This is a genomic window from Pseudomonas sp. B21-040 (genome assembly GCF_024748695.1).
GTDB lineage: Bacteria > Pseudomonadota > Gammaproteobacteria > Pseudomonadales > Pseudomonadaceae > Aquipseudomonas.
Genome location: NZ_CP087176.1, coordinates 6151579 through 6174601, shown reverse-complemented (window position 1 = coordinate 6174601; position 23023 = coordinate 6151579). Strand labels below are relative to the sequence as shown.

21 protein-coding genes and 1 pseudogene are annotated in these 23023 nt (G+C 59.2%); 10 read left to right on the top strand and 12 right to left on the bottom strand.

The genetic code is table 11. The features are described 5' to 3' along the window. Positions 1-210: 210 nt before the first annotated feature. From LOY55_RS28320 to choX, 5 genes are all read right to left on the bottom strand, one after another. Positions 211-1374 carry a gamma-butyrobetaine dioxygenase gene (locus LOY55_RS28320; RefSeq protein WP_223522889.1) on the bottom strand — a complete coding sequence of 388 codons (1164 nt, stop codon included), beginning with the start codon at positions 1372-1374 and terminating at the stop codon, positions 211-213. A 14-nt stretch (positions 1375-1388) separates the two neighbouring features. After that, complete coding sequence (locus LOY55_RS28315; protein ID WP_258667155.1) at positions 1389-1865, bottom strand: thioesterase family protein; 477 nt, start codon at positions 1863-1865, stop codon at positions 1389-1391. A gap of 162 nt (positions 1866-2027) precedes the next feature. Next, a complete protein-coding gene (locus LOY55_RS28310; protein WP_046029851.1) occupies positions 2028-2993 on the bottom strand; it encodes an L-carnitine dehydrogenase in 966 nt (321 codons plus the stop codon). 137 nt (positions 2994-3130) lie between these two features. Next, entirely contained in the window at positions 3131-4018 is an 888-nt protein-coding gene (locus LOY55_RS28305; protein ID WP_046029853.1) for a 3-keto-5-aminohexanoate cleavage protein, read from the bottom strand. A gap of 88 nt (positions 4019-4106) precedes the next feature. After that, the gene (gene choX, locus LOY55_RS28300; protein ID WP_046029855.1) at positions 4107-5051 is read right to left on the bottom strand and encodes a choline ABC transporter substrate-binding protein; all 945 of its coding nucleotides are present in this window, start codon (positions 5049-5051) and stop codon (positions 4107-4109) included. 208 nt (positions 5052-5259) lie between these two features. Here choX and LOY55_RS28295 point away from each other — a divergent pair, with 208 nt between their 5' ends. After that, on the top strand, positions 5260-6204 hold the full coding sequence (locus tag LOY55_RS28295) for a GlxA family transcriptional regulator (RefSeq protein ID WP_109785590.1): 945 nt from the start codon (positions 5260-5262) through the stop codon (positions 6202-6204). Between the two features lie 120 nt (positions 6205-6324). On the opposite strand, the gene LOY55_RS28290 is transcribed toward LOY55_RS28295, so the two are convergent. From LOY55_RS28290 to LOY55_RS28275, 4 genes and pseudogenes are all read right to left on the bottom strand, one after another. Next, a complete protein-coding gene (locus LOY55_RS28290; protein ID WP_046029859.1) occupies positions 6325-6741 on the bottom strand; it encodes a DUF3010 family protein in 417 nt (138 codons plus the stop codon). 32 nt (positions 6742-6773) lie between these two features. Next, positions 6774-7097, bottom strand: a complete 324-nt coding sequence (locus tag LOY55_RS28285) for a helix-turn-helix domain-containing protein (protein WP_109785589.1) — start codon at positions 7095-7097, stop codon at positions 6774-6776. Further along, a pseudogene (locus LOY55_RS28280) lies at positions 7081-7333 on the bottom strand (type II toxin-antitoxin system RelE family toxin). Before LOY55_RS28280 ends, LOY55_RS28285 begins: the two are co-directional and overlap by 17 nt. A 213-nt stretch (positions 7334-7546) precedes the next feature. Continuing rightward, positions 7547-7948 (bottom strand): lysozyme inhibitor LprI family protein, encoded by a 402-nt coding sequence (locus tag LOY55_RS28275; RefSeq protein WP_046029862.1) that lies wholly within the window; start codon positions 7946-7948, stop codon positions 7547-7549. 234 nt (positions 7949-8182) lie between these two features. Here LOY55_RS28275 and LOY55_RS28270 point away from each other — a divergent pair, with 234 nt between their 5' ends. The 8 genes from LOY55_RS28270 (at position 8183) to LOY55_RS28235 (ending at position 17973) form a co-directional block, all read left to right on the top strand. Then, positions 8183-9160: a dipeptidase gene (locus LOY55_RS28270; RefSeq protein ID WP_046029863.1), complete on the top strand. Its 978-nt coding sequence runs from the start codon at positions 8183-8185 to the stop codon at positions 9158-9160. Between the two features lie 169 nt (positions 9161-9329). Continuing rightward, the gene (locus tag LOY55_RS28265; RefSeq protein ID WP_008033249.1) at positions 9330-9860 is read left to right on the top strand and encodes a DUF5943 domain-containing protein; all 531 of its coding nucleotides are present in this window, start codon (positions 9330-9332) and stop codon (positions 9858-9860) included. A gap of 15 nt (positions 9861-9875) precedes the next feature. After that, positions 9876-11936 (top strand): dimethylglycine demethylation protein DgcA, encoded by a 2061-nt coding sequence (gene dgcA, locus LOY55_RS28260; protein WP_046052432.1) that lies wholly within the window; start codon positions 9876-9878, stop codon positions 11934-11936. 176 nt (positions 11937-12112) lie between these two features. After that, entirely contained in the window at positions 12113-14062 is a 1950-nt protein-coding gene (dgcB, locus tag LOY55_RS28255; protein WP_223522886.1) for a dimethylglycine demethylation protein DgcB, read from the top strand. Next, on the top strand, positions 14062-15282 hold the full coding sequence (locus LOY55_RS28250) for an electron transfer flavoprotein subunit alpha/FixB family protein (RefSeq protein WP_223522885.1): 1221 nt from the start codon (positions 14062-14064) through the stop codon (positions 15280-15282). The genes dgcB and LOY55_RS28250 overlap by 1 nt, the downstream gene beginning before the upstream one ends. Positions 15283-15297: 15 nt before the next feature. Then, positions 15298-16068 carry an electron transfer flavoprotein subunit beta gene (locus tag LOY55_RS28245; protein WP_077431143.1) on the top strand — a complete coding sequence of 257 codons (771 nt, stop codon included), beginning with the start codon at positions 15298-15300 and terminating at the stop codon, positions 16066-16068. A gap of 20 nt (positions 16069-16088) precedes the next feature. Then, entirely contained in the window at positions 16089-16655 is a 567-nt protein-coding gene (locus tag LOY55_RS28240) for a GNAT family N-acetyltransferase (protein WP_046029871.1), read from the top strand. A gap of 130 nt (positions 16656-16785) precedes the next feature. Further along, positions 16786-17973 carry a retropepsin-like aspartic protease gene (locus LOY55_RS28235; protein ID WP_223523090.1) on the top strand — a complete coding sequence of 396 codons (1188 nt, stop codon included), beginning with the start codon at positions 16786-16788 and terminating at the stop codon, positions 17971-17973. 760 nt (positions 17974-18733) lie between these two features. On the opposite strand, the gene gbcA is transcribed toward LOY55_RS28235, so the two are convergent. After that, on the bottom strand, positions 18734-20029 hold the full coding sequence (gbcA, locus tag LOY55_RS28230; protein ID WP_223522884.1) for a glycine-betaine demethylase subunit GbcA: 1296 nt from the start codon (positions 20027-20029) through the stop codon (positions 18734-18736). Positions 20030-20311: 282 nt separating this feature from the next. Between gbcA and gbcB the strand changes: the two genes are divergently transcribed. Beyond that, positions 20312-21412 carry a glycine-betaine demethylase subunit GbcB gene (gene gbcB / locus LOY55_RS28225; protein WP_223522882.1) on the top strand — a complete coding sequence of 367 codons (1101 nt, stop codon included), beginning with the start codon at positions 20312-20314 and terminating at the stop codon, positions 21410-21412. A gap of 88 nt (positions 21413-21500) precedes the next feature. Here the strand turns inward: gbcB and LOY55_RS28220 are convergent, their stop codons facing one another. Both LOY55_RS28220 and LOY55_RS28215 read right to left on the bottom strand, forming a co-directional pair. Continuing rightward, a complete protein-coding gene (locus tag LOY55_RS28220) occupies positions 21501-21962 on the bottom strand; it encodes a hypothetical protein (protein ID WP_223522880.1) in 462 nt (153 codons plus the stop codon). Positions 21963-22414: 452 nt separating this feature from the next. Further along, positions 22415-22948, bottom strand: a complete 534-nt coding sequence (locus LOY55_RS28215; protein ID WP_223522879.1) for an REP-associated tyrosine transposase — start codon at positions 22946-22948, stop codon at positions 22415-22417. Positions 22949-23023 lie beyond the last annotated feature (75 nt).

Sequence of the window (23023 nt, the reverse complement as noted above, 5' to 3'; positions counted from 1 at the left end):
TTGGTCACCCTCGCGCAACGGCTCCTCAACAGTACCCTCCTCAGCTCCGATCTTGTCACGGCTTGATCGGGGTTTTTTTTTGCCTGTGAATCAGGGATTTGCGCGGTGTTTGTACTGGCACCATCGCGGGCAAGCCTTGCTCCTGCAAGGGCGGGCTTGAACCCATATCCTGCAGGAGCAAGGCTTGCCCGCGATGAACGATGACGCGGTCTAACGTTGCAACACCAGAATGCGCGACAACAATTCATCCCGGTCGACATAGCAACCCTGGAAATGCCGGGCGCCGGTAGCGGGATCAAACGCATTGCGGGCGTGGAGGGTGCGGCGATTGTCGAAGCACCACAGCTCACCGGGATTGAGCCTTTGCATCAGCCGGAATCTCGGCTCACGAGTCATCGCGATAAAGCGCCGGTAGGCCTGGTAGAGCTTGGGCATTTGCTCCACCGAAGCATCGAACGGCCCGCGCAAAAAGTTCGCCATGCGGATTTCCGATACGTGCCCGAGCGCATTCAGCGCGATGATCGGCGCCAGGCAGCGATAGTCGCTGTGACGGTCCTTGTTGCGAAATTCCACGGGGATTTCGCACAGGCTCCGGAACGCATCGGGGTCCTCCTGGCGCAAGGCCTCGGCGATGGCAAACCCGTCGACAAAAATGCTCTCGCCGCCCTCGGCGTCATTGACCAGGCAATGCAGAAATTGCAGCCCCGGTTGCAGCTCCCGTGTCGGCAGATCGCTGTGCAATGGCAGGTTGAAAGCGGTGTAGGCGTTGCTGTCGGCATCGGCCTTGGATTGCACATTGAACAACACGCCGAAATTGCTTTCGCGGATGAACGATATGCGCTGGGCAATTGGCTTCAATGAGCCCGGCTCGGTGGGTACGCCACGAACTTGAGTCAAACCGATGTCGCGCACCGCCAGCAGCCATTGCAGCAGGGCGTCGTTGTCGTTCATCAACGCCTGATACTCGAACACCGGTAACTGCAAATCGTGGTGCCAAAGCCTGGCTTTGGGTTTGCCGGCCTGCCGCTCGGCGCGGGACTCGTCGTCATAGGCGTGGGCGCGTAACCAGCCGGGGTCGAAGCGGCTGAAGTGGCCGTCCTGCCAATCGACGCACAGGCAACCTTGGGCATCGATGATCGCCCCGCTGGGCATCAGGTTTTCGGCGACATCAACGATCTCCAGCACTTGCTCACGGGTCACGGTGTAGACGCATTGCGGGCACGGGCAGTTGTCCCGCAACCATTGGTGATGAAAGGGGCTGACGCGTTCATCGGCCCACTTCACCAGTACACGATCCGCCACGGCCTGCACGCCAGCCAGCGCGCTGATCAACGGATAAGTACGGAAGTCGGCAAAAGCAGTGGCGGTGTTCAATGGCGATCTCCTTGTTATTTTTTGGGGGGTAATGCGATCACTCGGCCAATGTATTCGGGGGTGGGCAATTCGGCCTGCTCGGCGACGATGGCTTGCAGCTTGCTCAGCGACAGTTCGCTGAACGGTGCGGATCGCGGCCCGGCAAGGTCGACGTGAAGCAGCATCTGCTCGTTACCGGCCAGTTCCTTGTCATCGCCCACGAGATGAAGGCTGTGATAGAGGTGCAGGCGTTTGCTGTCGTGGCCAATGATTTGCGTATGCACCTCGACATCGGCGTCGAGCTTCACTTCGTGCAGGTAGTTAAGGTGCAGTTCCAGGGTGAACAGCGAGTGACCGCTGGCGTCGCGGCTGTTGCTGTCGAGCCCCAGGCGGTCCATCAGTGCGTCGGTGGCGTAGCTGAAAATCAGCAGGTAGAAGGCATCGCGCAGATGGCCGTTGTAATCGACCCAGTCGGGGATGATGCGGGTTTGGTAGGTGGTCAAGGCAGGCATTGTTTTGGTTCCAACATAAGTGGTGACTGGACTGCCGCCTTCGCGGGCAAGCCCGCTCCCACAGTGATTATTGGTGCGAAGCAGATCTGATTCACCCCGAGATTCCTGTGGGAGCGGGCTTGCCCGCGATGAGGCCGCAACTGCTGGCCTCTTCAGCGGGGGTTACTCGCTGAAGGCCATCCCATGCTTCTCTTTGGTGGTCTTCACCGCCTCAAGCACCGCCAGCAGGCAATCATCACGATAGCGCTCCAGCGCCGAAATGCTGTGTTTGCCCAACTGATCGCTAGTGCCATCGACCACGTCATCGATCAATTTGTCGGTCAGTTCCGGCGCAGGCAGGTACGTCCAAGGCAACTGCAACGCCGGGCCGAATTGCGCCATGAAGTGGCGCATCCCGGCATCGCCGCCGGCCAGGGTATACGTCAGGAAAGTGCCCATGAACGACCAGCGCAGACCCGCACCAAAACGAATCGCGTCGTCGATTTCACCAGTGGTCGCCACACCGTCGTTGACCAGGTGCAGCGCCTCGCGCCACAGCGCTTCGAGCAAACGGTCGGCGATGAACCCCGGCACTTCCTTGCGCACATGCAGTGGGCGCATACCGAGGGACTCATAGACTTTCATCGCCGCTTGCACGGCTTCAGGCGCGGTGTTTTTGCCGCCGACCACTTCCACCAATGGCAGCAGGTAGACCGGGTTGAACGGGTGGCCGACCACGCAGCGTTCCGGGTGTGTTGCACTCTCGTAGAATTCGCTCGGCAACAGGCCCGAGGTGCTGGAGCCGATCAAGGCATTGGGCTTGGCCGCCGCGCTGATTTTGCTGTGCAGTTCCAGTTTCAATTCCAGGCGTTCCGGGGCGCTTTCCTGGATGAAATCCGCATCGCGCACGCACTCTTCAATCGTTGCGACAAAGCGCAGGCGATCCTGAGAAGCGCCGGGCGCCAACCCTTGTTTTTCCAGTGCGCCCCAGGCATTGGCGACGCGTTTGCGCAAGGCCGCTTCGGCGCCCGGTGCCGGGTCCCAGGCCACGACGTCAAGGCCGTGGGCGAGGGCGCGCGATACCCAGCCGCTGCCGATGACACCGCTGCCCAGGGCTGCGAAGGTTTTGATTTCGGTGATGAAGGTCATGGTGACTTCCTAAAGAGTTCAGTGATCCCGTAGGAGCCGAGCTTGCTCGCGATGGCGTCAGTACCTCCGGCACCTCTTTGCGGCTGGAATACCGCCATCGCGAGCAAGCTCGGCTCCTACAGAGAGGAACGGGTGGTTTAGCCGCGCTTGGTCAGGCCCATCTTCTTGCGGCCTTCCGCCGGGGTCAGCACGCGGGCGCCGAGGCGGCTGAGGATTTCGCCAGCGCGTTCGACCAGTTGGCCGTTGGTCGCCAGCACACCCTTGTCCAGCCAGATGTTGTCTTCCAGGCCGACCCGCACGTTGCCACCCAGCAGCACCGCTTGCGCCGCCATCGGCATCTGCATGCGACCGATACCGAAGCCGGCCCACACCGCATTGGCTGGCAGGTTGTCGACCATGGCTTTCATGGTGGTGGTGTCAGCCGGTGCGCCCCACGGGATGCCCAGGCACAGCTGGAACAGCGGGTCGTCGAGCAGGCCTTCCTTGATCAGTTGCTTGGCGAACCACAGGTGACCGGTGTCGAAAATTTCCAGCTCGGCTTTAACGCCCAGCTCTTGAATGCGTTTGGCGCCAGCGCGCAGTTGCGCCGGAGTAGAGACGTAAATGGTGTCGCCGTCGCCGAAATTTAGGGTGCCGCAATCGAGGGTACAAATTTCCGGCAGCAGCTCTTCAACATGCGCCAGGCGGGTCAGCGGGCCGACCAGGTCAGTGTTCGGGCCGAACTCCATCGGGTTCTCGCCAGCGCCGATTTCCAGGTCGCCGCCCATGCCGGCGGTGAGGTTGACGATGATGTCGACATCGGCCTCGCGGATGCGCTCCATCACCTCGCGGTACAGCGCCACGTCGCGGCTGAACTTGCCGGTCTCGGGGTTGCGCACATGGCAGTGAACCACGGTGGCGCCGGCCTTGGCGGCTTCCACGGCGGCTGCGGCGATTTGTTTCGGAGTGACCGGCACGTGTGGGCTTTTGCTGGTCGTGTCGCCAGCACCGGTGAGTGCGCAGGTGATGATGACGTCGTGGTTCATGAGACGGTTCCTTACAGGCAAGATTGCAGACGTGGTGGTCCCGCTCGCAGCCCGGTCGGGCTGCGAATCGGTGGTTTGGATCCAGGGTTTACTTGCTGGTCAGTTGCAGGTTTTCAGCCGCCGGTTTGCCATCGAAGGTAGTTACGCCTTCGAGCCAGCGCTGTTTGTCTTGCGGGTGATCTTTCAGCCATTGCTTGGCCGATTCGAAGGCGTCTTTGTGATCGAGCAGCGGCTGCATCATCCGGCTCTCGTCTTCGGCGGAGTAGGTGAGGTTGCTCAGCAGGCGCCCGATGTTCGGGCATTGTTCGGCGTACTTGGGCGCGGTGACGGTCCAGACCGTGGCCATGCCTTCGTTCGGGCCCAGGGCGTCGTCACTGCCAGTGAGGTAGGTCATCTTCACGTTGACGTTCATCGGGTGCGGCGCCCAGCCGAAGAACACCACGGCCTCGTTGCGGCGCACGGCGCGATCCACCGCCGCGAGCATGCCGGCTTCGCTGGACTCGACCAGCTGGAACTTGCCGAGGCCAAACTGGTTCTTGGCGATCATCGCCTTGATCTGGGTGTTGGCGCCCGAGCCAGGCTCGATGCCGTAGATCTTGCCGCCCAGTTCTTTTTCGAACTTGGCGATGTCGGCGAAGGTTTTCAGGCCCTTGTCGGCGAGGTAGGTCGGTACGGCGAGGGTTGCGCGGGCGTCTTTCAGGCTTGGAGCTTGCAGCACTTTGACCTGGTTGCCATCGACGAACGGGGTGATGGTCTGGGTCATCAGCGGGTTCCAGTAACCGAGGAACAGGTCCAGGCGCTGATCGCGGATCCCGGCGAAGATAATCTGCTGGGACGCGCTGGTTTGTTTGGTGTTGTAGCCGAGGCCATCGAGTAGCACCTGGGTCATGGCGCTGGTGGCAATGACATCAGTCCAGTTCACTACGCCCATGCGCACGTTCTGGCACGAGGCGGGTTCGGCGGCCATGACGCTGGCGCTCAGGAGTGCGGTACCGCTGAGTGCAAGAACACAGCTGCTGATCAGTCGTTTCATCTCAGGTTCCTCGGCAGTTCGTTATTGTGAGTTCCGGTGTCTGATGCGCCGGTGATGCCAAGTTACGCAGCAACACGCCCATGAAAGCGCACTACGGCGACCAGCTCTTGCACTGCAGCGACCTGTCCTCTTGAATGCTGCTTGCAAGTGGCGTATCAACGTCAACACGCTGCCCGCCCTCTCGCTATATGCCAATCGAGTGCGCTCCATGTCCCAGGATTTCTACTTCTTGTTGATGCCGGGTTTCTCGGCGATTGGATTTATCTCGGCCATCGAGCCGCTGCGGGTTGCCAATCGCTTTCGGGGCGAGCTGTACCGCTGGCATGTGCTGAGCGCTGACGGCGGTGCGGTTTTGGCCAGCAACGGCATGTCGGTCAACGCCGATGCGGCGCTGGAGCCGCTGAAGAAAGGTGCGACGCTCTTGGTGGTCGCCGGCTTCGAGCCGCTGAAATTCGCCACCCCGGCGCTGGAGCACTGGCTGCGACGCCTGGACATCGAAGGCGTGACCCTTGGCGCCATCGACACTGGCAGCTTCATTCTCGCCGAGGCCGGCCTGCTCGAAGGCCATCGCCTGACCCTGCACTGGGAAGCCATCGACGCGTTCAAGGAATCTTATCCACAGCTCAGCGTGACTCAGGAACTGTTCGAGATCGACCGCCGGCGCATCACCTCGGCGGGCGGCACCGCCTCCATCGACCTGATGCTCGACCTCATCGCCCAGGCCCACGGCCCGGAACTGGCGATCCAGGTCAGCGAACAATTCGTGCTCGGCCGCATCCGCCCACGCAAAGACCACCAGCGCATGGAAGTCGCCACGCGCTATGGCATCCGAAACAAGAAGCTTGTTCACGTTATCGGCGAGATGGAACAGCACAGCGAACCGCCACTGAGCACACTGGAACTGGCGGACTCGATCAAAGTCACCCGGCGTCAGCTGGAGCGATTGTTTCGCCTGCATTTGAACGACACGCCAAGCAATTTCTACCTGCGCTTGCGGCTGGAGAAAGCCCGACAGTTATTGCGGCAGACAGACATGAGCGTGTTGGAAGTGAGTATTGCGTGCGGGTTTGAATCGCCGTCGTATTTCACCCGCAGCTATCGGGCGAAGTTTGAACGGTGCCCACGGGAAGACCGGCGTACCGCCAAGGCATGATCGTTCCCACGCTCTGCGTGGGAACGCCGCCATGGACGCTCTGCGTCCGCTTCGAGATGTGACGCAGAGCGTCACGGGATGCATTACCACGCAGAGCGTGGGAACGATCGGTGGAGGGCGTTACTTCTTCATCAATGCCGAGCAGGCCGCTTTAAACGCTTCATGCTGATACTTGTTCAGCGTGGCCGGCAGTTCGAAGTCGAATTTCTTGTTCTGCGCATTAATCGTCTGTGGCGACAACAACGTCACCTCGCAATTCTCCAGCAGCTGGAAAACGCCCTCGATCTTGAACGTAGTCGGCCCGCCCGCGAACTCGCCTTTCTTGCTGCGCTTCTTGATCGCGATCCGGTCAATCGAGTTCTCGCGCACGAACGAGGCGACCTGTGCCGCAAACACTTTGACGTTGGCGGCTTCGTCGTCATCCTCAAGGGCGATTTTCTTGGTGTTGAGGGCGACATGGCTCAGGGTCGAACCGTCGAGGGAGGCCACGGCGATGATCGCTTCGCTGCCTTTGATTTCGATGCCGCAGATGTTCATTTGAATTCCTTGAGTGGCTGATGGCGTGCAGCTTACAGCTCAAGCTGATCGGCGTTGATACCGAAAGCTGCGGCGATTTTTTCGCGGGTAGCCTTGCGGGGGTTGGCGACAGTTTCCTGCTGCGCAAAGGCCGGTTGGGAGATACCCATGCGTTTGGCCACTTCATCCTGAGTAAGGTTCAGATGTTCACGCCATGCGCGAATCGGCGTCGCGCCATCGACGATACGGCTGACCACTTCATGGGGAATCAGATCGGGCTCAATCTTTTGCGCCACATATTGCGCGTAGGGAATGACCACGAAAGCAGGGTTTCCCTCTGCATCATTGATGATTTGAACGTCAGTAGGTGCGTTCATCACGTTTTTTGACCTCTTGAATACTGACCACTTGATTGCGCCATCCCAGTCGAACATGACTCGATAGTTACCCACTCGAAGTCGATAGGCATAGTCATGACCAACCAGTGCTTTGACATTGCCTGTATCAGGCATGCCGGTTAGCACCGTGACGGCACACGAACCTGGATCTGGTGAGCGGAATGCAATTTCAGAAGCTGCTTAACGGCCTTTCGAGTCCAGTGAATGCTGTTCATGGGAAAATATAAGTCTTTTATAAGATTTTCGAATCTTTACTTATATTTTTCAGGGCGCCAATAAACGAACCATGTCGGCATGTTGCCTGCCTGATGCGTTCGTTTATCAAGCTAAAAGGGTGTTGTAGGTGTGGTGAGCACAGCCTGTAGGAAAGGGCGGTTTGTCAGAACAGTAAGCTGGCGTGAGTGCCAGCTTCCGATAGTCGATCGGCTTTACTCCTGCCCAATCGACTCCAAAAACTCCGACCGCTCGTCACTCATCCGCGCCACGCAATCATTTTGCGCAATGGTGAACGCCTTGCTACCGCTGGTCGCCGGAAACGCCTCAACCGCGCAATCCGCATCTCGGGTCTTCAGCCATTGTTGTTGAGCGGCCTTGAGCTTGGCGTTGATGTCGGACAGTTGTGCCGGGTTCTTGCCGTAGGCCGTTTGCATACGCTCGGTCAGGCCTTGGTAGTTTTCTTTGAGCAGGTCTTCGGCAGTGGTTCGGCTGAAGGCCGAGCATTCGAGGGTCTGGATGTCGTTTTCGACTTTGTCGCAGGGATTGTCGTCGGACTCTTCAGCGGCGTGTACGCCGGTTGCTATCAGTGCCAAAGCCAGGATGATCGATTTCATTGCGCCGCCGCCCCAATCCAGTAGTGCATTCAGTAATGCCGCGAATTCTGGCCCATGCGAAGGCCCTTGAACAGGTGGGCAATCGTGCCGTGCGGCGACCCTTTGTCGCGGATTGACGCTTTCGGCAAACCCTCTGTCGTTTTTGCACCCGGCTACCGAGGCACCGAGGCATATGCTGGCCCCAAAGCGCCGGCACACGATTCGGCGCGTGAATCGCTAATAGGGGACAGCCTGATGAGCCCAGCCGAATTGCACGCCGACAGCATCGTTATCGACGGGCTGATTATTGCCAAGTGGAACCGTGAACTGTTCGAAGACATGCGCAAGGGCGGTCTGACCGCGGCCAACTGCACCGTGTCGGTGTGGGAGGGCTTTCAGGCGACCGTCAACAACATCGCCGCCAGCCAGAAGCTGATTCGCGAGAACAGCGACCTGGTGATCCCGGTCCGCACCACTGCCGACATCCGTAAAGCCAAGGAGCAAGGCAAGACCGGCATCCTGTTCGGCTTCCAGAATGCTCACGCGTTTGAAGACCAGATCGGCTATGTCGAAGTGTTCAAGCAGCTCGGCGTCGGTATTGTGCAGATGTGCTACAACACCCAGAACCTGGTGGGCACCGGCTGCTACGAGCGCGATGGCGGCCTGTCGGGTTTCGGTCGTGAAATCGTCGCCGAGATGAACCGCGTCGGCGTCATGTGCGACCTGTCCCACGTCGGCTCCAAGACGTCGGAAGAAGTCATCCTCGAATCGAAAAAGCCAGTGTGCTACTCGCACTGCCTGCCGTCGGGCCTGAAAATCCACCCGCGCAACAAGTCCGATGAAGAACTGAAGTTCATCGCCGATCACGGCGGTTTCGTTGGCGTGACCATGTTCGCGCCGTTCCTGGCCAAGGGCATCGATTCGACCATCGACGATTACGCCGAAGCCATCGAATACACCATGAACATCGTTGGCGAAGACGCCATCGGCATCGGCACCGATTTCACCCAGGGCCATGGCCAGGAGTTCTTCGAATACCTGACCCATGACAAGGGCTACGCCCGCCGCCTGACCAGCTTCGGCAAGATCATCAACCCGCTGGGCATCCGCACCGTGGGCGAGTTCCCGAACCTGACCGAAACCCTGCTCAAGCGCGGCCACTCCGAGCGCGTGGTGCGCAAGATCATGGGCGAGAACTGGGTGAACGTCCTCAAGGACGTCTGGGGCGAATAACGCCACTTTTTAAACAACGATCTTTGTAGCAGCTGCCGAGGCACGAGGCTGCGTTGCGGTCCGAAGGACCGCCCTCGGGGGCCGCTTCGCAGCCCAACGCAGCCTCGCAGGCTCGACAGCTGCTACGGCTAGCTATCGCCTCAACACATTGAATTCTGGAGCTTTACCCATGGCTAAAATCGCCCCGCAATTGCCAATCGAAGTCGACAGCGAAACCGGTGTCTGGACCTCCGACGCCCTGCCAATGCTGTACGTACCGCGTCATTTCTTCGTCAACAACCACATGGGCATCGAGGAAGTGCTGGGCGCCGACGCTTACGCCGAAATCCTCTACAAGGCCGGCTACAAATCCGCCTGGCACTGGTGTGAAAAAGAAGCTGAATGCCACGGCCTGGAAGGCGTTGCGGTGTTCGAGCACTACATGAAGCGCCTGTCGCAGCGCGGCTGGGGCCTGTTCAAGATCCAGGACATCGACCTCGACAAAGGCACTGCCAGCGTCAAGCTCGAACACTCGGCGTTCGTCTACGTGTACGGCAAGGTCGGGCGCAAGGTCGACTACATGTTCACTGGCTGGTTTGCCGGTGCCATGGACCAGATTCTGCAAGCCCGTGGCAGCAAGATCCGCACCGTTGCCGAACAGGTTTACGGTGGCTCCGAAGAAGGCCACGACGACGGCCTGTTCACCGTCAAGCCGTTGTAAGTCGAGGAACCCGCCATGGCTTTCGAAGCAATGTTCCAGCCGATCCAGATCGGCAAACTGACCATCCGCAACCGCGTGCTCAGCACCGCGCACGCCGAGGTCTATGCCACCGACGGCGGCATGACCACCGACCGGTACGTCAAGTATTACGAAGAGAAAGCCAAGGGCGGGATCGGCCTGGCGATTTGCGGCGGTTCTTCCAGTGTGGCCATCGACAGCCCGCAAGGCTGGTGGAAGTCGGTCAACCTGGCCGACGACCGGATCATTCCGCATTTCCAGAACCTGGCCGATGCCATGCACAAGCATGGCGCCAAGATCATGATCCAGATTACTCACATGGGCCGCCGTTCCCGCTGGGATGGCGAGCATTGGCCAACCCTGCTGTCGCCGTCGGGCATCCGCGAGCCGGTGCACCGTGCGACCTGCAAAACCATCGAACCGGAAGAAATCTGGCGGGTGATCGGCAACTACGCCAGCGCCGCCGCGCGTGCCAAGGCCGGTGGCCTGGACGGCGTCGAGCTGTCCGCCGTGCATCAGCACATGATCGACCAGTTCTGGAGCCCGCGGGTCAACAAACGTACCGACGAATGGGGCGGCAGCTTCGAGAACCGCATGCGTTTCGGTCTGGAAGTGATCAAGGCTGTGCGGGCTGAAGTCGGCCCGGATTTCTGCGTCGGCATCCGTCTGTGCGGTGATGAATTCCACCCGGATGGCTTGTCCCACGAGGACATGAAGCAGATCGCCAAGTACTACGACGACACCGGCATGATCGACTTCATCGGCGTGGTGGGTTCGGGTTGCGACACCCACAACACCCTGGCCAACGTTATCCCCAACATGAGTTATCCACCGGAGCCATTCCTGCACCTGGCGGCCGGGATCAAGGAAGTGGTCAAGGCCCCGGTCCTGCACGCGCAGAACATCAAGGACCCGAACCAGGCGACCCGTATTCTGGAAGGCGGCTACGTTGACATGGTCGGCATGACCCGCGCCCACATTGCGGACCCGCACCTGATCGCCAAGATCAAGATGGGCCAGGTCGACCAGATCAAGCAATGCGTCGGCGCCAACTACTGCATCGACCGTCAGTATCAAGGCCTGGATGTGTTGTGCATCCAGAACGCCGCGACCTCCCGTGAATACATGGGCGTGCCGCACATCATCGAGAAATCGACCGGTGTGAAGCGCAAGGTTGTGGTGGTCGGTGCCGGCCCTGCCGGGATGGAAGCCGCGCGTGTGTCGGCCGAACGTGGCCACGACGTGACCCTGTTCGAGAAGAAAGAATTCATCGGCGGGCAGATCACCACCGCTTCGAAAGCCCCGCAACGGGACCAGATCGCCGGTATCACCCGCTGGTTCCAGCTTGAGTTAGCGAGGTTGAAAGTTGACCTGCGCCTGGGCGTGGCGGCCGATGCGGCAACCATTCTCGACCTGCGTCCGGATGTGGTGGTACTCGCCGTCGGCGGCCATCCATTCCTGGAGCAAAACGAGCACTGGGGTGCGGCTGAAGGTCTGGTGGTCAGCAGTTGGGACATCCTCGACGGCAAGGTTGCACCGGGCAAGAACGTGCTGGTCTACGACACCATTTGCGAGTTCACCGGGATGTCGACGGCCGACTTCCTCGCCGACAAGGGCAGCCAGGTCGAGATCGTCACCGACGATATCAAGCCGGGTGTGGCCATTGGCGGTACGTCGTTCCCGACTTACTACCGCAGCATGTACCCGAAAGAAGTGATCATGACCGGCGACATGATGCTGGAGAAGGTCTACCGCGAAGGCGACAAGCTGGTGGCGGTGCTGGAAAACGAATACACCGGCGCCAAAGAGGAGCGGGTGGTGGACCAGGTTGTTGTCGAAAACGGCGTGCGTCCGGACGAAGAAATCTACTACGCCCTGAAGGAAGGCTCGCGTAACAAAGGCCAGATGGACATCGAAGCCCTGTTCGCGATCAAGCCGCAACCTTCGTTGAGCCAGGCGGGCGACGGCTATTTGCTGTTCCGCATCGGCGACTGCGTGGCCCAGCGCAACACCCACGCGGCGATCTATGACGCGCTGCGGTTGTGCAAGGATTTCTAAGAGCTTGTGGATAGCCCTGTAGGAGCAAGGCTTGCCCGCGATAGCGTCGGAGTTTCCGATGCATCTTTGGCGGTAGAAATACCGCCATCGCGAGCAAGCTCTGCTCCTACAGGGAATCGGGCAAGGCATCCAGGTAGTTTGGCCTGCAAGACCCTGCGGTCTTTGGGAGCTCCACCATGTTGAACACCCTTCTTCCAATCCTGTTGTTCGCAGCCCTGGGCCTTGCTGTCCTCGGCGCGTTGCGGCGGGTGGCTATGTGGCGTCGGGGCCGGGCTTCGAAAGTTGACCTGATCGGCGGCCTGTTCGCCATGCCCAAGCGCTACATGGTCGATTTGCACCATGTCGTCGCGCGGGACAAATACATCGCCAACACCCACGTCGCCACGGCCGGTGGTGCAGTGGCGTCCATTGTGCTGGCGATTCTGGTTCATGGTTTTGGCCTGCATAACCGCATCCTTGGTTATGCGCTGTTACTGATGACGGCTGTGATGTTCGTCGGTGCGATCTTCGTCTACCTGCGTCGGCGCAACCCTCCGGCCCGTTTGTCCAAAGGCCCGTGGATGCGCCTGCCGAAAAGCCTGTTGGCGTTCTCGGCATCGTTCTTCCTGTTGACCCTGCCGGTCGCCGGCATCCTTCCGGAAAACTTCGGTGGTTGGCTGGTGGCAGCGATCCTCGGGATCGGCGTGTTGTGGGGCGTTTCGGAACTGTTCTTCGGCATGACCTGGGGCGGGCCGATGAAGCACGCCTTCGCTGGTGCGCTGCACCTGGCCTGGCACCGTCGCGCCGAGCGTTTTAATGGCGGCCGTTCCACCGGTTTGAAACCGCTGGACCTGAACGACCCGACCGCGCCGCTGGGTGTGGAAAAACCCAAGGATTTCACCTGGAACCAACTGCTCGGCTTCGACGCCTGCGTGCAGTGCGGTAAATGCGAAGCCGCGTGCCCGGCTTACGCCGCCGGCCAGCCGCTGAACCCGAAAAAACTGATTCAGGACATGGTGGTCGGTCTGGCCGGTGGCACCGATGCCAAGTTCGCCGGTAGCCCGTATCCAGGCAAAGCCATCGGTGAACACGCAGGCAACCCGCATCAACCGATCGTCAACGGTCTGGTGGACGCTGAAACCCTGTGGTCATGCACCACGTGCCGCGCCTGCGTCGAGGAGTGCCCGATGATGATCGAGCACGTCGATGCCATCGTCGACATGCGCCGCCATCTGACCCTGGAAAAAGGCGCCACGCCAAACAAGGGCGCCGAAGTCCTGGAAAACCTGATCGCCACCGACAACCCGGGCGGCTTCGCGCCGGGCGGGCGGATGAACTGGGCGGCGGACCTGAACCTCACGCTGATGAGCGAGAAGAAATCCGTCGACGTGCTGTTCTGGGTCGGCGACGGTGCCTTCGACATGCGCAACCAGCGCACCTTGCGCGCCTTCGTCAAAGTGCTGAAAGCGGCCAAGGTCGACTTCGCGGTGCTGGGCCTCGAAGAGCGCGACAGCGGTGACGTAGCCCGACGCCTGGGCGACGAAGCGACCTTCCAGCTGTTGGCCAAACGCAACATCCAGACCCTGGCCAAATACAGCTTCAACCGCATCGTCACCTGCGACCCGCACAGCTTCCACGTGCTGAAAAACGAGTACGGCGCCTTCGACGGCAACTACCTGGTGCAGCACCACAGCACCTACATGGCAGAAATCATCGGTGCGGGCGCGTTGAATCTGGGTCAGCACAAAGGCAACAGCGTGACCTATCACGATCCGTGCTACCTCGGCCGCTACAACGGTGAATACGAGGCACCACGTGAAGTACTGCGCGCCCTCGGGATCGAAGTGAAAGAGATGCAACGTTCCGGTTTCCGCTCGCGCTGCTGCGGCGGTGGTGGCGGTGCACCGATCACTGACATTCCGGGCAAGCAACGTATTCCCGACATGCGCATGGAAGACATCCGCGAAACCGGCGCCGAACTGGTGGCCGTGGGTTGTCCACAGTGCACTGCGATGCTCGAAGGCGTGGTCGAACCCCGGCCGCTGATCAAGGACATCGCCGAACTGGTGGCAGACGCGTTGCTCGAAGACGCGGCCCCGAGCAAGCCGACCAAACCGGCCCAACGTGAACCTGCGGAGGCCCACTGATGAGCGACATTATCCGCCGCGACCCACGCGCCGAATGGATCGCCCGTAACCGTTTGCACCCGCTGCACGCGGCCATGCAACCGGCGCAACACAGCTGGATGGGGCCGAACGGTGTCATCCGTAAGAATCCTCATGGCATCGGTTTTATCGGTCCCAACGGCATCAAACGCATTGACCGCAGCGGCGCTCAACAGGGTGGGGCGAGCAAACGCTCGGCCGCCGTTGAAGTGCAACTGCCGCTGCATCAGGTACCAGCACCTGCGTTCTACATCAGCGTGGTGCCGGACATGGTCGGCGGTCGCTTGAGCAGCCACGACCGCGACTTGCTGGGCCTGGCGCATCAGTTGGCCGGCAAGGACGGCGCGGTACTGGCCGTGGTCTTCGGCGAACACAAAGAGACGGCGTTTGCCACGGCGGGCGTCGATCGCTTGCTGGTGCTGGAAGGTGACGAATTCAGCGGTTATGCACCGGAACAACGGGTTCAGGGCTTGCGGGCTGTGGATAACCAGTTCAGCCCGCGCCATTGGCTGTTGCCGGACAGCCGCAGCGGCGGTGGTGAACTGGGTCGACGTTTTGCCGCCGCACTGGGCGAACGCCCGGCCACGCGGGTCTGGCAGGTCAAGGATCAGGAATGCATCGGCCGCGCCGGTGCTGGTTTGCAAGACCTTGCACGCCCGGTTGCGCGGTTGATTCTGGCGGCGGCCGAATGTGCCGAACCGGTCAGTGAAACCCGTCACGAAGCCTTGGCGGTGGAGTTATCCACAACCGTGGTGCGCAGCCTCTCGCGCATCGAAGATCTGGGCGCGGTGGCGGTGGACCCGGCGGCAATTCCGATGGCCGAAGCCGAGTTCATCTTCTCAGGCGGCAATGGGGTCAAGGACTGGGGACTTTTCCACAGGACGGCCGAGGCGTTGGGCGCTACCGAAGGCGCGTCCCGTGTGGCGGTGGACGATGGCTTCATGGCCCGTGACCGTCAGGTTGGCGCATCCGGCACCTGGGTGACCGCGCGGGTTTACGTGGCCGTGGGGATTTCCGGGGCGATTCAGCACCTGCAAGGCATCGGTGCCTGCGACAAGGTGGTGGCAATCAACCTCGATCCTGGCTGCGACATGATCAAACGGGCCGACCTGTCGGTGATCGGCGAGAGCGCCGAGATTCTTCAAGCCTTGATCGACGCGGTAGCGGCTTACCGCAACGACGCCAAGCGCGATGCGGCTTAAGGGAAGGAAAGGGTTATGAGCACGAAAATCATCAGCCTGGTGTCCATCGGCGCCCACCCGACCTCCGGCCGGCCACGTCGCGCGGAGCAGGATGCGCGGGCGGTGGAGCTGGGCTTGCAACTGGCTGGGGATAACCTGCAAGTGCTGCATGCCGGCGATGTCGCTGAACCTGCACTGCGCGCCTACCTGGGCATGGGGCTGGAACAATTGCATGTGCTTGAGCAGCCTTCAGGTGCCGATGCACTGCCAGCGTTGACCGCCTACTTGCGCGATGCGGGGGCACAAGTCGTGCTGACCGGCAGTCAGGCCGAAACCGGTGAAGGCTCGGGCATGTTGCCGTTTTTGTTGGCGGAAAGCCTCGGCTGGCCATTGGTGGTCGGTTTGGCTCAAGTGGAGTCCATCGATGGCAGTTCTGCGTTGGTGCTTCAGGCTTTGCCCCGTGGCCAGCGCCGTCGATTGAAAGTGCGCCTGCCGTTTCTCGCCACGGTGGATAACGCTGCACCGAAACCTCGGCAGAGTGCCTACGGCCCGGCGCGGCGGGGCGTGTTGCACGCCGATGACGTGGAAGTCGTCGACGATGATTTGCTGGCGGTCGCCACCCTGCAACCGGCCAAGCCACGGCCCAAGCGCTTGAAGGTGATCAAGGCCAAGAGCGGTGCCGATCGCATGAAGGCGGCGACGGCCAAGGCCAGCGGTGGCGGTGGGCAAGTGCTCAAGGGTGTTACGGCGCAAGCGGGGGCTGAAGCCATTCTCAAATTGCTGATTGAAGAAGGTGTGGTCCGCTAGCGGTCCGTTGGGGGAAGTTAATGGCTGTTGAGTTTCGTTTGGCCCGGCGCGGCGATGCGCGGGAGATTGCGCGGTTGTTCCAGATTTCGTCGGAAGGGGCTTCGGATTACATCTGGAGCCAGATAGCAGAGCCCGGCCAGGACCTGCTGGACGTTGGTGCCATCCGATATGCCCGCGACGATGTGGACTTTTCCTATCAGAATTGCCTGATCGCCGAAGCGAACGGGGAAGTCGTCGGCATGATGCACTGCTATGTGATGCGCCATGATCCGCTGGCGGCTCCGGTGACTGACCCGGTGTTGGCGCCCTACGCCACGATGGAAATCCCTGACACCCTGTACATCTCCAGCCTGGCGCTGCACGAGGGGTGGCGCAACCAGGGCCTGGGCAAGCAGTTCCTCGCTTACGCCTACGACCGGGCCAATCAGTTGGGGCTCAATGGCCTGAGCCTGATCGACTACGCTGCGAACACCGGCGCCCGCCGGTTTTACGAGCGACACGGCTTTCGTATCGTCGACACCTGTCAAATCACGCCCCACCCGATGATTCGGGTCACGGGTGAGGCTTACCTGATGTATCGGCCGTAAGGGCGACCACTCGCCGTACCGCTCGGTGAGCTACAGTTTTGCTGTGCGCTGTCTAAGGGTGCGGCACGGTCTACGGAGCTTTTAGACGTTCAGCGCTTAATCATGAAACCCGTTTTTGAGTGGGTTGACTATGAAGGCGTTGCAGCGTCGTGCGACCTGGTTGCTCTGTGCGGTGATGTGCGTGCCTGCGGGTTTGATGGCGGCGGCCAAGCCCGCGGCTGTCGAGCCACGTCATGCAGCCGATCTGGATTTTTATCAGTGGATGGCGTCGCCGCAAGGGCAAATAGCGTCCCTGGCACAGATGCGGCAGCAGTGCGCCAAGGTTGTGGATGCCGAGAGCAATCTCAGTTGTTCAGTCTCCGTTTACGCCCGAATGTTCGAGGCCAAAGTCGCCAATCAACTGCCTGATTACTACCTGGCGATCAAGCACCGCCATGCCCGGGCCATCGCGAATGATCCCGAGCTCAACGTTCTTTTTTCCATGTTTGGCCCTCGATCCATCGCGGCTCTGCGCGCGGTCGGCGATTTTTCGGTGACCAGGAGCCGGCGACACGAGGTCGTGACGCTTTATCCACGCCCCAGCGAGGGTTACGTCACGGATGAAGTGCTGCCCTACATCGACGTCAAGGCGGCCAACGGCGTCTCGTCGCGTTTCATAGTGGACACCGGTGCGCCACAAACCCGGGTCAACAGCGAAACCGCGAAGCTCATGGGCATCACCTTGCTGACCGACTCCCAATACGGCTACAGCACCTTTTATGGCGAACATGACCTGTCAGCCAAGCTGGGTATTTTCGAGTCCTTGACGATCGGCGGGAGCGAATTCAGGAATGTCCTGGTGTTTGTCAGCGACCGGGATAACTTGCTGGGGCTGGATCTGATCGGCAAGTTGGGGCGCTTGAAGCTCAGCAGAAAGAACTTGGAGCTTAACGCTGCACCTCCCGAGCGATGCGATGCGCCGGTGACCTATGGGCGCATGGACATCAATCAACGACTGACCATTGCCGCACACCTGGATCGCCGGGCGACACTGGCGATTGTCGATACCGGCAATGTTGATTACCTGACGTCGGCCTGGCCCGGGGAGTCTCCTGTCAACGTCGCCGAAAACTCGCGCCATCAGACCTTCAGGGGCGAATTGGATTTGTCCGGCCACACCAGGGTCATCCAGTACAAATACTACCCAGGCTTCACCATTCCGCCGTCGTTGTTGGACGGGCAGTACGTGCCTTCGATTTTGCTCGGCTGGCGGGCATTCAATGACTACGAGATGGACCTTGACCCCGAATCCGGTCACTCGTGTCTGAATAAAATCTGATTTACCCACAATTCCTGTTGGCGATTCTGTGGATAACGTGTTCGTCCCTCGCTACACCCCACACAAATCAAGCCCTGCAAGCCTCCGTACAAAAAACAACCAGGCTAAGTGCCGGTTTTTATGGGCTTTTTACGGTGGATAAAGTTATGCGTGCTCCAATACTTGCCCCCAATCTCTGTTGGCGCTTCTGTGGATAAGATGTTCGCTAACCTCTACAGGCCTTATAAACCGGTGCTTGCATACGATTGTTCAAAAAACGACCAATTCATCGATTCCGACCGGTAAACAGCCCGCAAACCGCGATTTATCAAGGTTTCCAGTGGTTTTCCACAGAACGACAGAAGTTGCCCCCAAAGTCTGTTGGCGCTTCTGTGGATAAGGTGTTTGCCATCCTCTGTAAGCCACGTAAAACGTGACCTTCAAGCTTTAGATCAAAAAACAACCAGTTGCCGTTCAAAACCCTGCTTCTGGATAAGTCACGGATTTTCTTCAGTTTCTGTGGAGAAAGTTTTCTGTAAAACCACACTTGTCCCCAATAGCTGTGGGTGGAGGTGTGGATAACTTGTTTGCTGAAGGCTGGAAGGCGCGCGGGGCATAGTGCTGAACGGAATAGATCATATTTCGTACAGTTCTGAATCGGGGGGATATCGGGGGAGGATGTGTTGTTGGGGAGGGTGCCATCGCGAGCAGGCTCACTCCTACATTCCCCTGTAGGAGTGAGCCGGCTCCGGGCGGCGTTCCGACGATGCTTTTAGCGCTGTCAGCCTTGTACAGGAACGCCTTTGAGGTACGGCGCAGGCTCGGCCCCCAGGTTGTTCAGCAGGCGTTCGCTGTACCAGTCCACAAAGTTCACCACGCCAAACTCATACGTCTTGGAGTAAGGCCCTGGCTGGTAAGCGGTGGAGTTGATGCCGCGCTGGTTCTCTTCGGCCAGGCGACGGTCCTGGTCGTTGGTGGCGTCCCAGACCTGGCGCATGCGCTCCACGTCATAGTCCACGCCTTCAACGGCATCCTTGTGCACGATCCACTTGGTGGTGACCATGGTTTCCTGAGCGCTGATCGGCCACACCGTGAAGACGATGATGTGGTCGCCCATGCAGTGGTTCCACGAGTGCGGCAGGTGCAAGATGCGCATCGAGCCCAGGTCCGGGTTCTTGATACGGCCCATGAGTTTGGCGCAGCCCTGTTTGCCGTCCAGGGTCATCGACACAGTGCCCTTGAGCAGCGGCATGCGCACGATGCGGTTACGCAGGCCGAAGCTGGCGTGGGCGTAAGGGATCTTCTCGGCTTCCCAGGCAGCGGCGGAGGCCGCGACGTGGTCCTTGAATGCCTGATCGGCACGTGGGTCGGTAACGTCGTCCCATTCCAACAGGGTTTTCAGCAATTCCGGGTGTGACGCGTTGCAGTGGTAGCACTCGCGGTTGTTTTCCAGCACCAGTTTCCAGTTGGCCTTTTCCATCAAGGTGGTGGTAATCGCCACCTTGGTGTTCTCCATGTCGTACGGTTCCATGTAATGGTTCAGCGTCGACAGGAAGTCATCGATGGCTGGCGGGTTCTCCGACAGGCTGATGAAGATGTAGCCACCCGCAGTCTTCACGTTCACCGGCTTGAGGCCGTACTGCTTCATGTCGAAGTCGGCGCCCATCTCGGTGCCGGCGAACAGCAGGCGACCGTCGAGCTCGTAGGTCCACTGGTGGTAGTGGCAAACCAGTTTGGCGACCTTGCCTTTTTCGCTGGTGCACAGGCGTGAACCACGGTGGCGGCAGACGTTGTGAAACGCGTGCACAACGCCTTCGGCGCCGCGAATCACGATGATCGGGTTTTTGCCGATTTGCAGGGTCAGGTAGTTGCCCTTGGTCGGGATCTCGCAGGTCATGCCGGCGATCAACCACTCTTTCTGGAAGATTTCCTGCATGTCGATATCAAACAGCCGCTCGTCAGAGTAAAACGGCTGCGGCAGCGAGAAAGTGCGCTCGCGTTCTTGCAGCATCTGCGCGGTGGCCTTGCGTGCGGGTTCCAGTGGATCGCCCAGGCTCAGGGTAGTGGTGACGTCCATCGTTTAATCCTCAAGGCCATTCTGTGTGGCCGGCGAAAGTGGCTAATCAGGTTTGCTACGCAAGGTGTAATGGTTGTGTCTTGGTATGGGGCGAGTGTGGGGCCGGCGCTGGGCAGAACCTTATCCATGGGCGACATGGCCCAATCTGTTCCCGACGCGCAACCCCCGGTAGATGCAGGCTGGTCGCGATAAGTATGTGAATGTCGCAGATAGGTAAATGGGTGATCGGCGCGTTACGCAGAATCGCCAACATAAGGCCGAGCATCGGCGGTGGAGAACAGCATGTCCAACAGCTTCCTGAATCCGGTAACGACCCAGACCTGGGCCAATGGTCGACACATCGTCCGTTGCGTCAAAGTCATCCAGGAAACCTGGGATGTGCGCACTTTCTGCTTCATGGCCGATCAGCCGATCATGTTCTTCTTTAAACCGGGGCAGTTCGTCACCCTGGAGCTGGAAATCGAAGGCGTGCCGATCATGCGCTCCTACACCATTTCCAGCTCGCCATCGGTGCCTTACAGCTTTTCGGTGACGATCAAGCGTGTGCCGGGCGGCAAGGTCTCGAACTGGCTGCACGATACCCTGCATGAAGGTCAGGAGCTGGCAGTGCACGGGCCGGTCGGGCTGTTCAACGCCATGGACTTCACCGCGCCGAAGGTGCTCTACCTCAGCGGTGGCGTCGGCATCACGCCGGTCATGTCCATGGCGCGCTGGTTCTATGACACCAACGGCAACGTTGACATGGTGTTTATCCACAGCGCCCGCTCGCCCAAGGACATCATTTACCACCGTGAGCTGGAACACATGGCATCGCGGATCGACAACTTCAGCCTGCACCTGATCTGCGAGAAGCACGGCATGGGTGAGCCCTGGGCCGGTTATCGCGGTTACCTCAACCACCGAATGCTTGAGTTGATGGCGCCGGACTTCCTTGAGCGCGAAGTGTTCTGCTGCGGCCCGACGCCGTACATGAGTGCGGTCAAGCGCTTGCTGGAAGCCGCTGGCTTCGATATGTCGCGTTATCACGAAGAGTCCTTCGGCGCGACCCCGCCAGAGGCGCGCGCCGATGCAGTGGAACACGCCGAGCAGGCGGCCGACGCACCGGAACTCGACGTGGCGGATCTGTATCAGGTGGAATTCACCGCGTCCGGCAAAAGCATTCGCGTTGCGCCGGGGGAAACCGTTCACGCGGCGGCTGCCAAGTTGGGGCTGTTGATTCCGAAGGCCTGCGGCATGGGCATTTGCGGGACGTGCAAGGTGATGAAACTGGGTGGCGAGGTCGAAATGGACCACAACGGCGGGATCACCGAAGAAGACGAGGCCGAAGGGTTTATTTTGTCGTGCTGCAGCGTGCCGAAGGGCGACGTGCGTATCGAGTATTAAAGTATGGGGGGGAGTGTCCTGCACGATGGACACTCATTGAATATCCCCCCGAAGTATTGTCTCTTACTCTATTAGCAGCATTGCTTACTCATTTTGCGAGGAGGTTGGCGTTAACCAGGATTTGCCTAAGGTTGGAGTCAACTTCAATCGGTTCTATTTGTGCGCCAACGTATACTACTGTGTTTGCGCCATTTATGGGGTATCTGAACTCGTTGTGCAGGACTTTATAGTATTTATCTTCCTTCATAATATCTTCCTTCATAATAATGTCACCGCTATTGAGCGATAGCATGGCTGTACGAGTTTCAGGCTCGTTTTCCGGTGCTTTCCAAAGCTCACCTGTCTCGGGAGGAACTGGCCCTCCAACAGCTATCGTACTCAGGAAAATTTTCCCTTCGCTTACTCTCCACATCTTGAATCTGACAGATGTTTTCGGGTTGAGGTGGTCTTCAATTGTGTCGCCTGGTTTAATACCGAGATTTTCCTCGTTGGTAGGAACATCTCCTGTAAGCGTATTATTTTCTAAAAACAGCTTGTCTGAAATTTGCATTTTTTATTCCCTTTATAAATATGTAAGTACTCAGGTGCACCATTGAAAATGTCCGCTGAGTGAAAATGAAGTTAATAGGTATTAAATAGAGTGTCTAGCTGTCAGATTTTACAGCTAGACAAATTTGTGGATGTGTGTTTTTGGATTTAAAGCGGGAAGTCGTTAACATTTCCATGATTGAAAATATTGAAACGAAGCAGCGCACAGCGCTCGATCGGTTTTTGTGTGATCGTTGGCTGCACAGCAATACCGCGCGGGTGTTGATCTGGTGCATCAGGTCGAAGCGCTTGAGTTCGATGTGTTGATCGTTCCCACGCTCCGCGTGGGAATGCAGCCCGTGACGCTCCGCGTCGCATTGATGTCCGGTTATGCACCGTGGTGTTGCAGGAACGCGGAGCGTCCCGAGAGTCGTTCCCACGCGGAGCGTGGGAACGATCACTGCGGTCATCGTCTCAGTACCACCGTTGAATCTCAATCAAGCCCTCTTTGCCTGTGTAATCTCGGGCGCTTGAATACCTCCCGTGCTCCGGCAAGTCTACGTACCCGCGCTTCACCGGGTTGTTGTGGATGTAGTCCAGCTTTTGGTGCATCACCGTTTCGCTGTACACCATTTCTGCGTGTGAACCCTCCTGCCAAAGTTGATATACCCGATCCTTCTTATGAGCGCGTTTACAAAAACGCAGGCGTTGCAGCGCACGTTCAGCGCCTTTGCTCTGCAGGTCGTCGATTATTTGCCGGGCGGTAAAGGATTTGAATTGACTGAGACATTTGTTCAAGTCTGGAGCTTCGGCAACAAAGTGCAGATGGTTCTCCAGAACGACATAGCCATACAGTTTTAGATCGTGATGAGTTTGCTGATAGCGCCAGCAATCAAGCAGGTGATCGACGATGTAAGGGCGGATGAACAGCGGCAGCCATTCCATGATCGTGCAGGTCAGGAAGTGCGGTTTGTCGGGTTCGGTGATGGTGTAACGGCTTCGGCCCATGGGTGCATCCTTTGCGCTGGAATGGCTAGGGTGGGCGCGATTTTGTGACGGTACTAGAGGACAGAGCTGCGCAAT

Coding starts and splice junctions, on each gene's coding strand:
- choX (WP_046029855.1), bottom strand. CDS start 5,051: ATGAAACGACTGATCAGCAGCTGTGTTCTTGCACTCAGCGGTACCGCA.
- dgcB (WP_223522886.1), top strand. CDS start 12,113: ATGTTGAACACCCTTCTTCCAATCCTGTTGTTCGCAGCCCTGGGCCTT.
- LOY55_RS28275 (WP_046029862.1), bottom strand. CDS start 7,948: ATGAAATCGATCATCCTGGCTTTGGCACTGATAGCAACCGGCGTACAC.
- LOY55_RS28285 (WP_109785589.1), bottom strand. CDS start 7,097: ATGAACGCACCTACTGACGTTCAAATCATCAATGATGCAGAGGGAAAC.
- LOY55_RS28315 (WP_258667155.1), bottom strand. CDS start 1,865: ATGCCTGCCTTGACCACCTACCAAACCCGCATCATCCCCGACTGGGTC.
- LOY55_RS28215 (WP_223522879.1), bottom strand. CDS start 22,948: ATGGGCCGAAGCCGTTACACCATCACCGAACCCGACAAACCGCACTTC.
- LOY55_RS28310 (WP_046029851.1), bottom strand. CDS start 2,993: ATGACCTTCATCACCGAAATCAAAACCTTCGCAGCCCTGGGCAGCGGT.
- LOY55_RS28245 (WP_077431143.1), top strand. CDS start 15,298: ATGAGCACGAAAATCATCAGCCTGGTGTCCATCGGCGCCCACCCGACC.
- LOY55_RS28295 (WP_109785590.1), top strand. CDS start 5,260: ATGTCCCAGGATTTCTACTTCTTGTTGATGCCGGGTTTCTCGGCGATT.
- gbcB (WP_223522882.1), top strand. CDS start 20,312: ATGTCCAACAGCTTCCTGAATCCGGTAACGACCCAGACCTGGGCCAAT.
- LOY55_RS28240 (WP_046029871.1), top strand. CDS start 16,089: ATGGCTGTTGAGTTTCGTTTGGCCCGGCGCGGCGATGCGCGGGAGATT.
- dgcA (WP_046052432.1), top strand. CDS start 9,876: ATGGCTTTCGAAGCAATGTTCCAGCCGATCCAGATCGGCAAACTGACC.
- LOY55_RS28250 (WP_223522885.1), top strand. CDS start 14,062: ATGAGCGACATTATCCGCCGCGACCCACGCGCCGAATGGATCGCCCGT.
- gbcA (WP_223522884.1), bottom strand. CDS start 20,029: ATGGACGTCACCACTACCCTGAGCCTGGGCGATCCACTGGAACCCGCA.
- LOY55_RS28265 (WP_008033249.1), top strand. CDS start 9,330: ATGGCTAAAATCGCCCCGCAATTGCCAATCGAAGTCGACAGCGAAACC.
- LOY55_RS28290 (WP_046029859.1), bottom strand. CDS start 6,741: ATGAACATCTGCGGCATCGAAATCAAAGGCAGCGAAGCGATCATCGCC.
- LOY55_RS28305 (WP_046029853.1), bottom strand. CDS start 4,018: ATGAACCACGACGTCATCATCACCTGCGCACTCACCGGTGCTGGCGAC.
- LOY55_RS28220 (WP_223522880.1), bottom strand. CDS start 21,962: ATGCAAATTTCAGACAAGCTGTTTTTAGAAAATAATACGCTTACAGGA.
- LOY55_RS28235 (WP_223523090.1), top strand. CDS start 16,786: ATGAAGGCGTTGCAGCGTCGTGCGACCTGGTTGCTCTGTGCGGTGATG.
- LOY55_RS28270 (WP_046029863.1), top strand. CDS start 8,183: ATGAGCCCAGCCGAATTGCACGCCGACAGCATCGTTATCGACGGGCTG.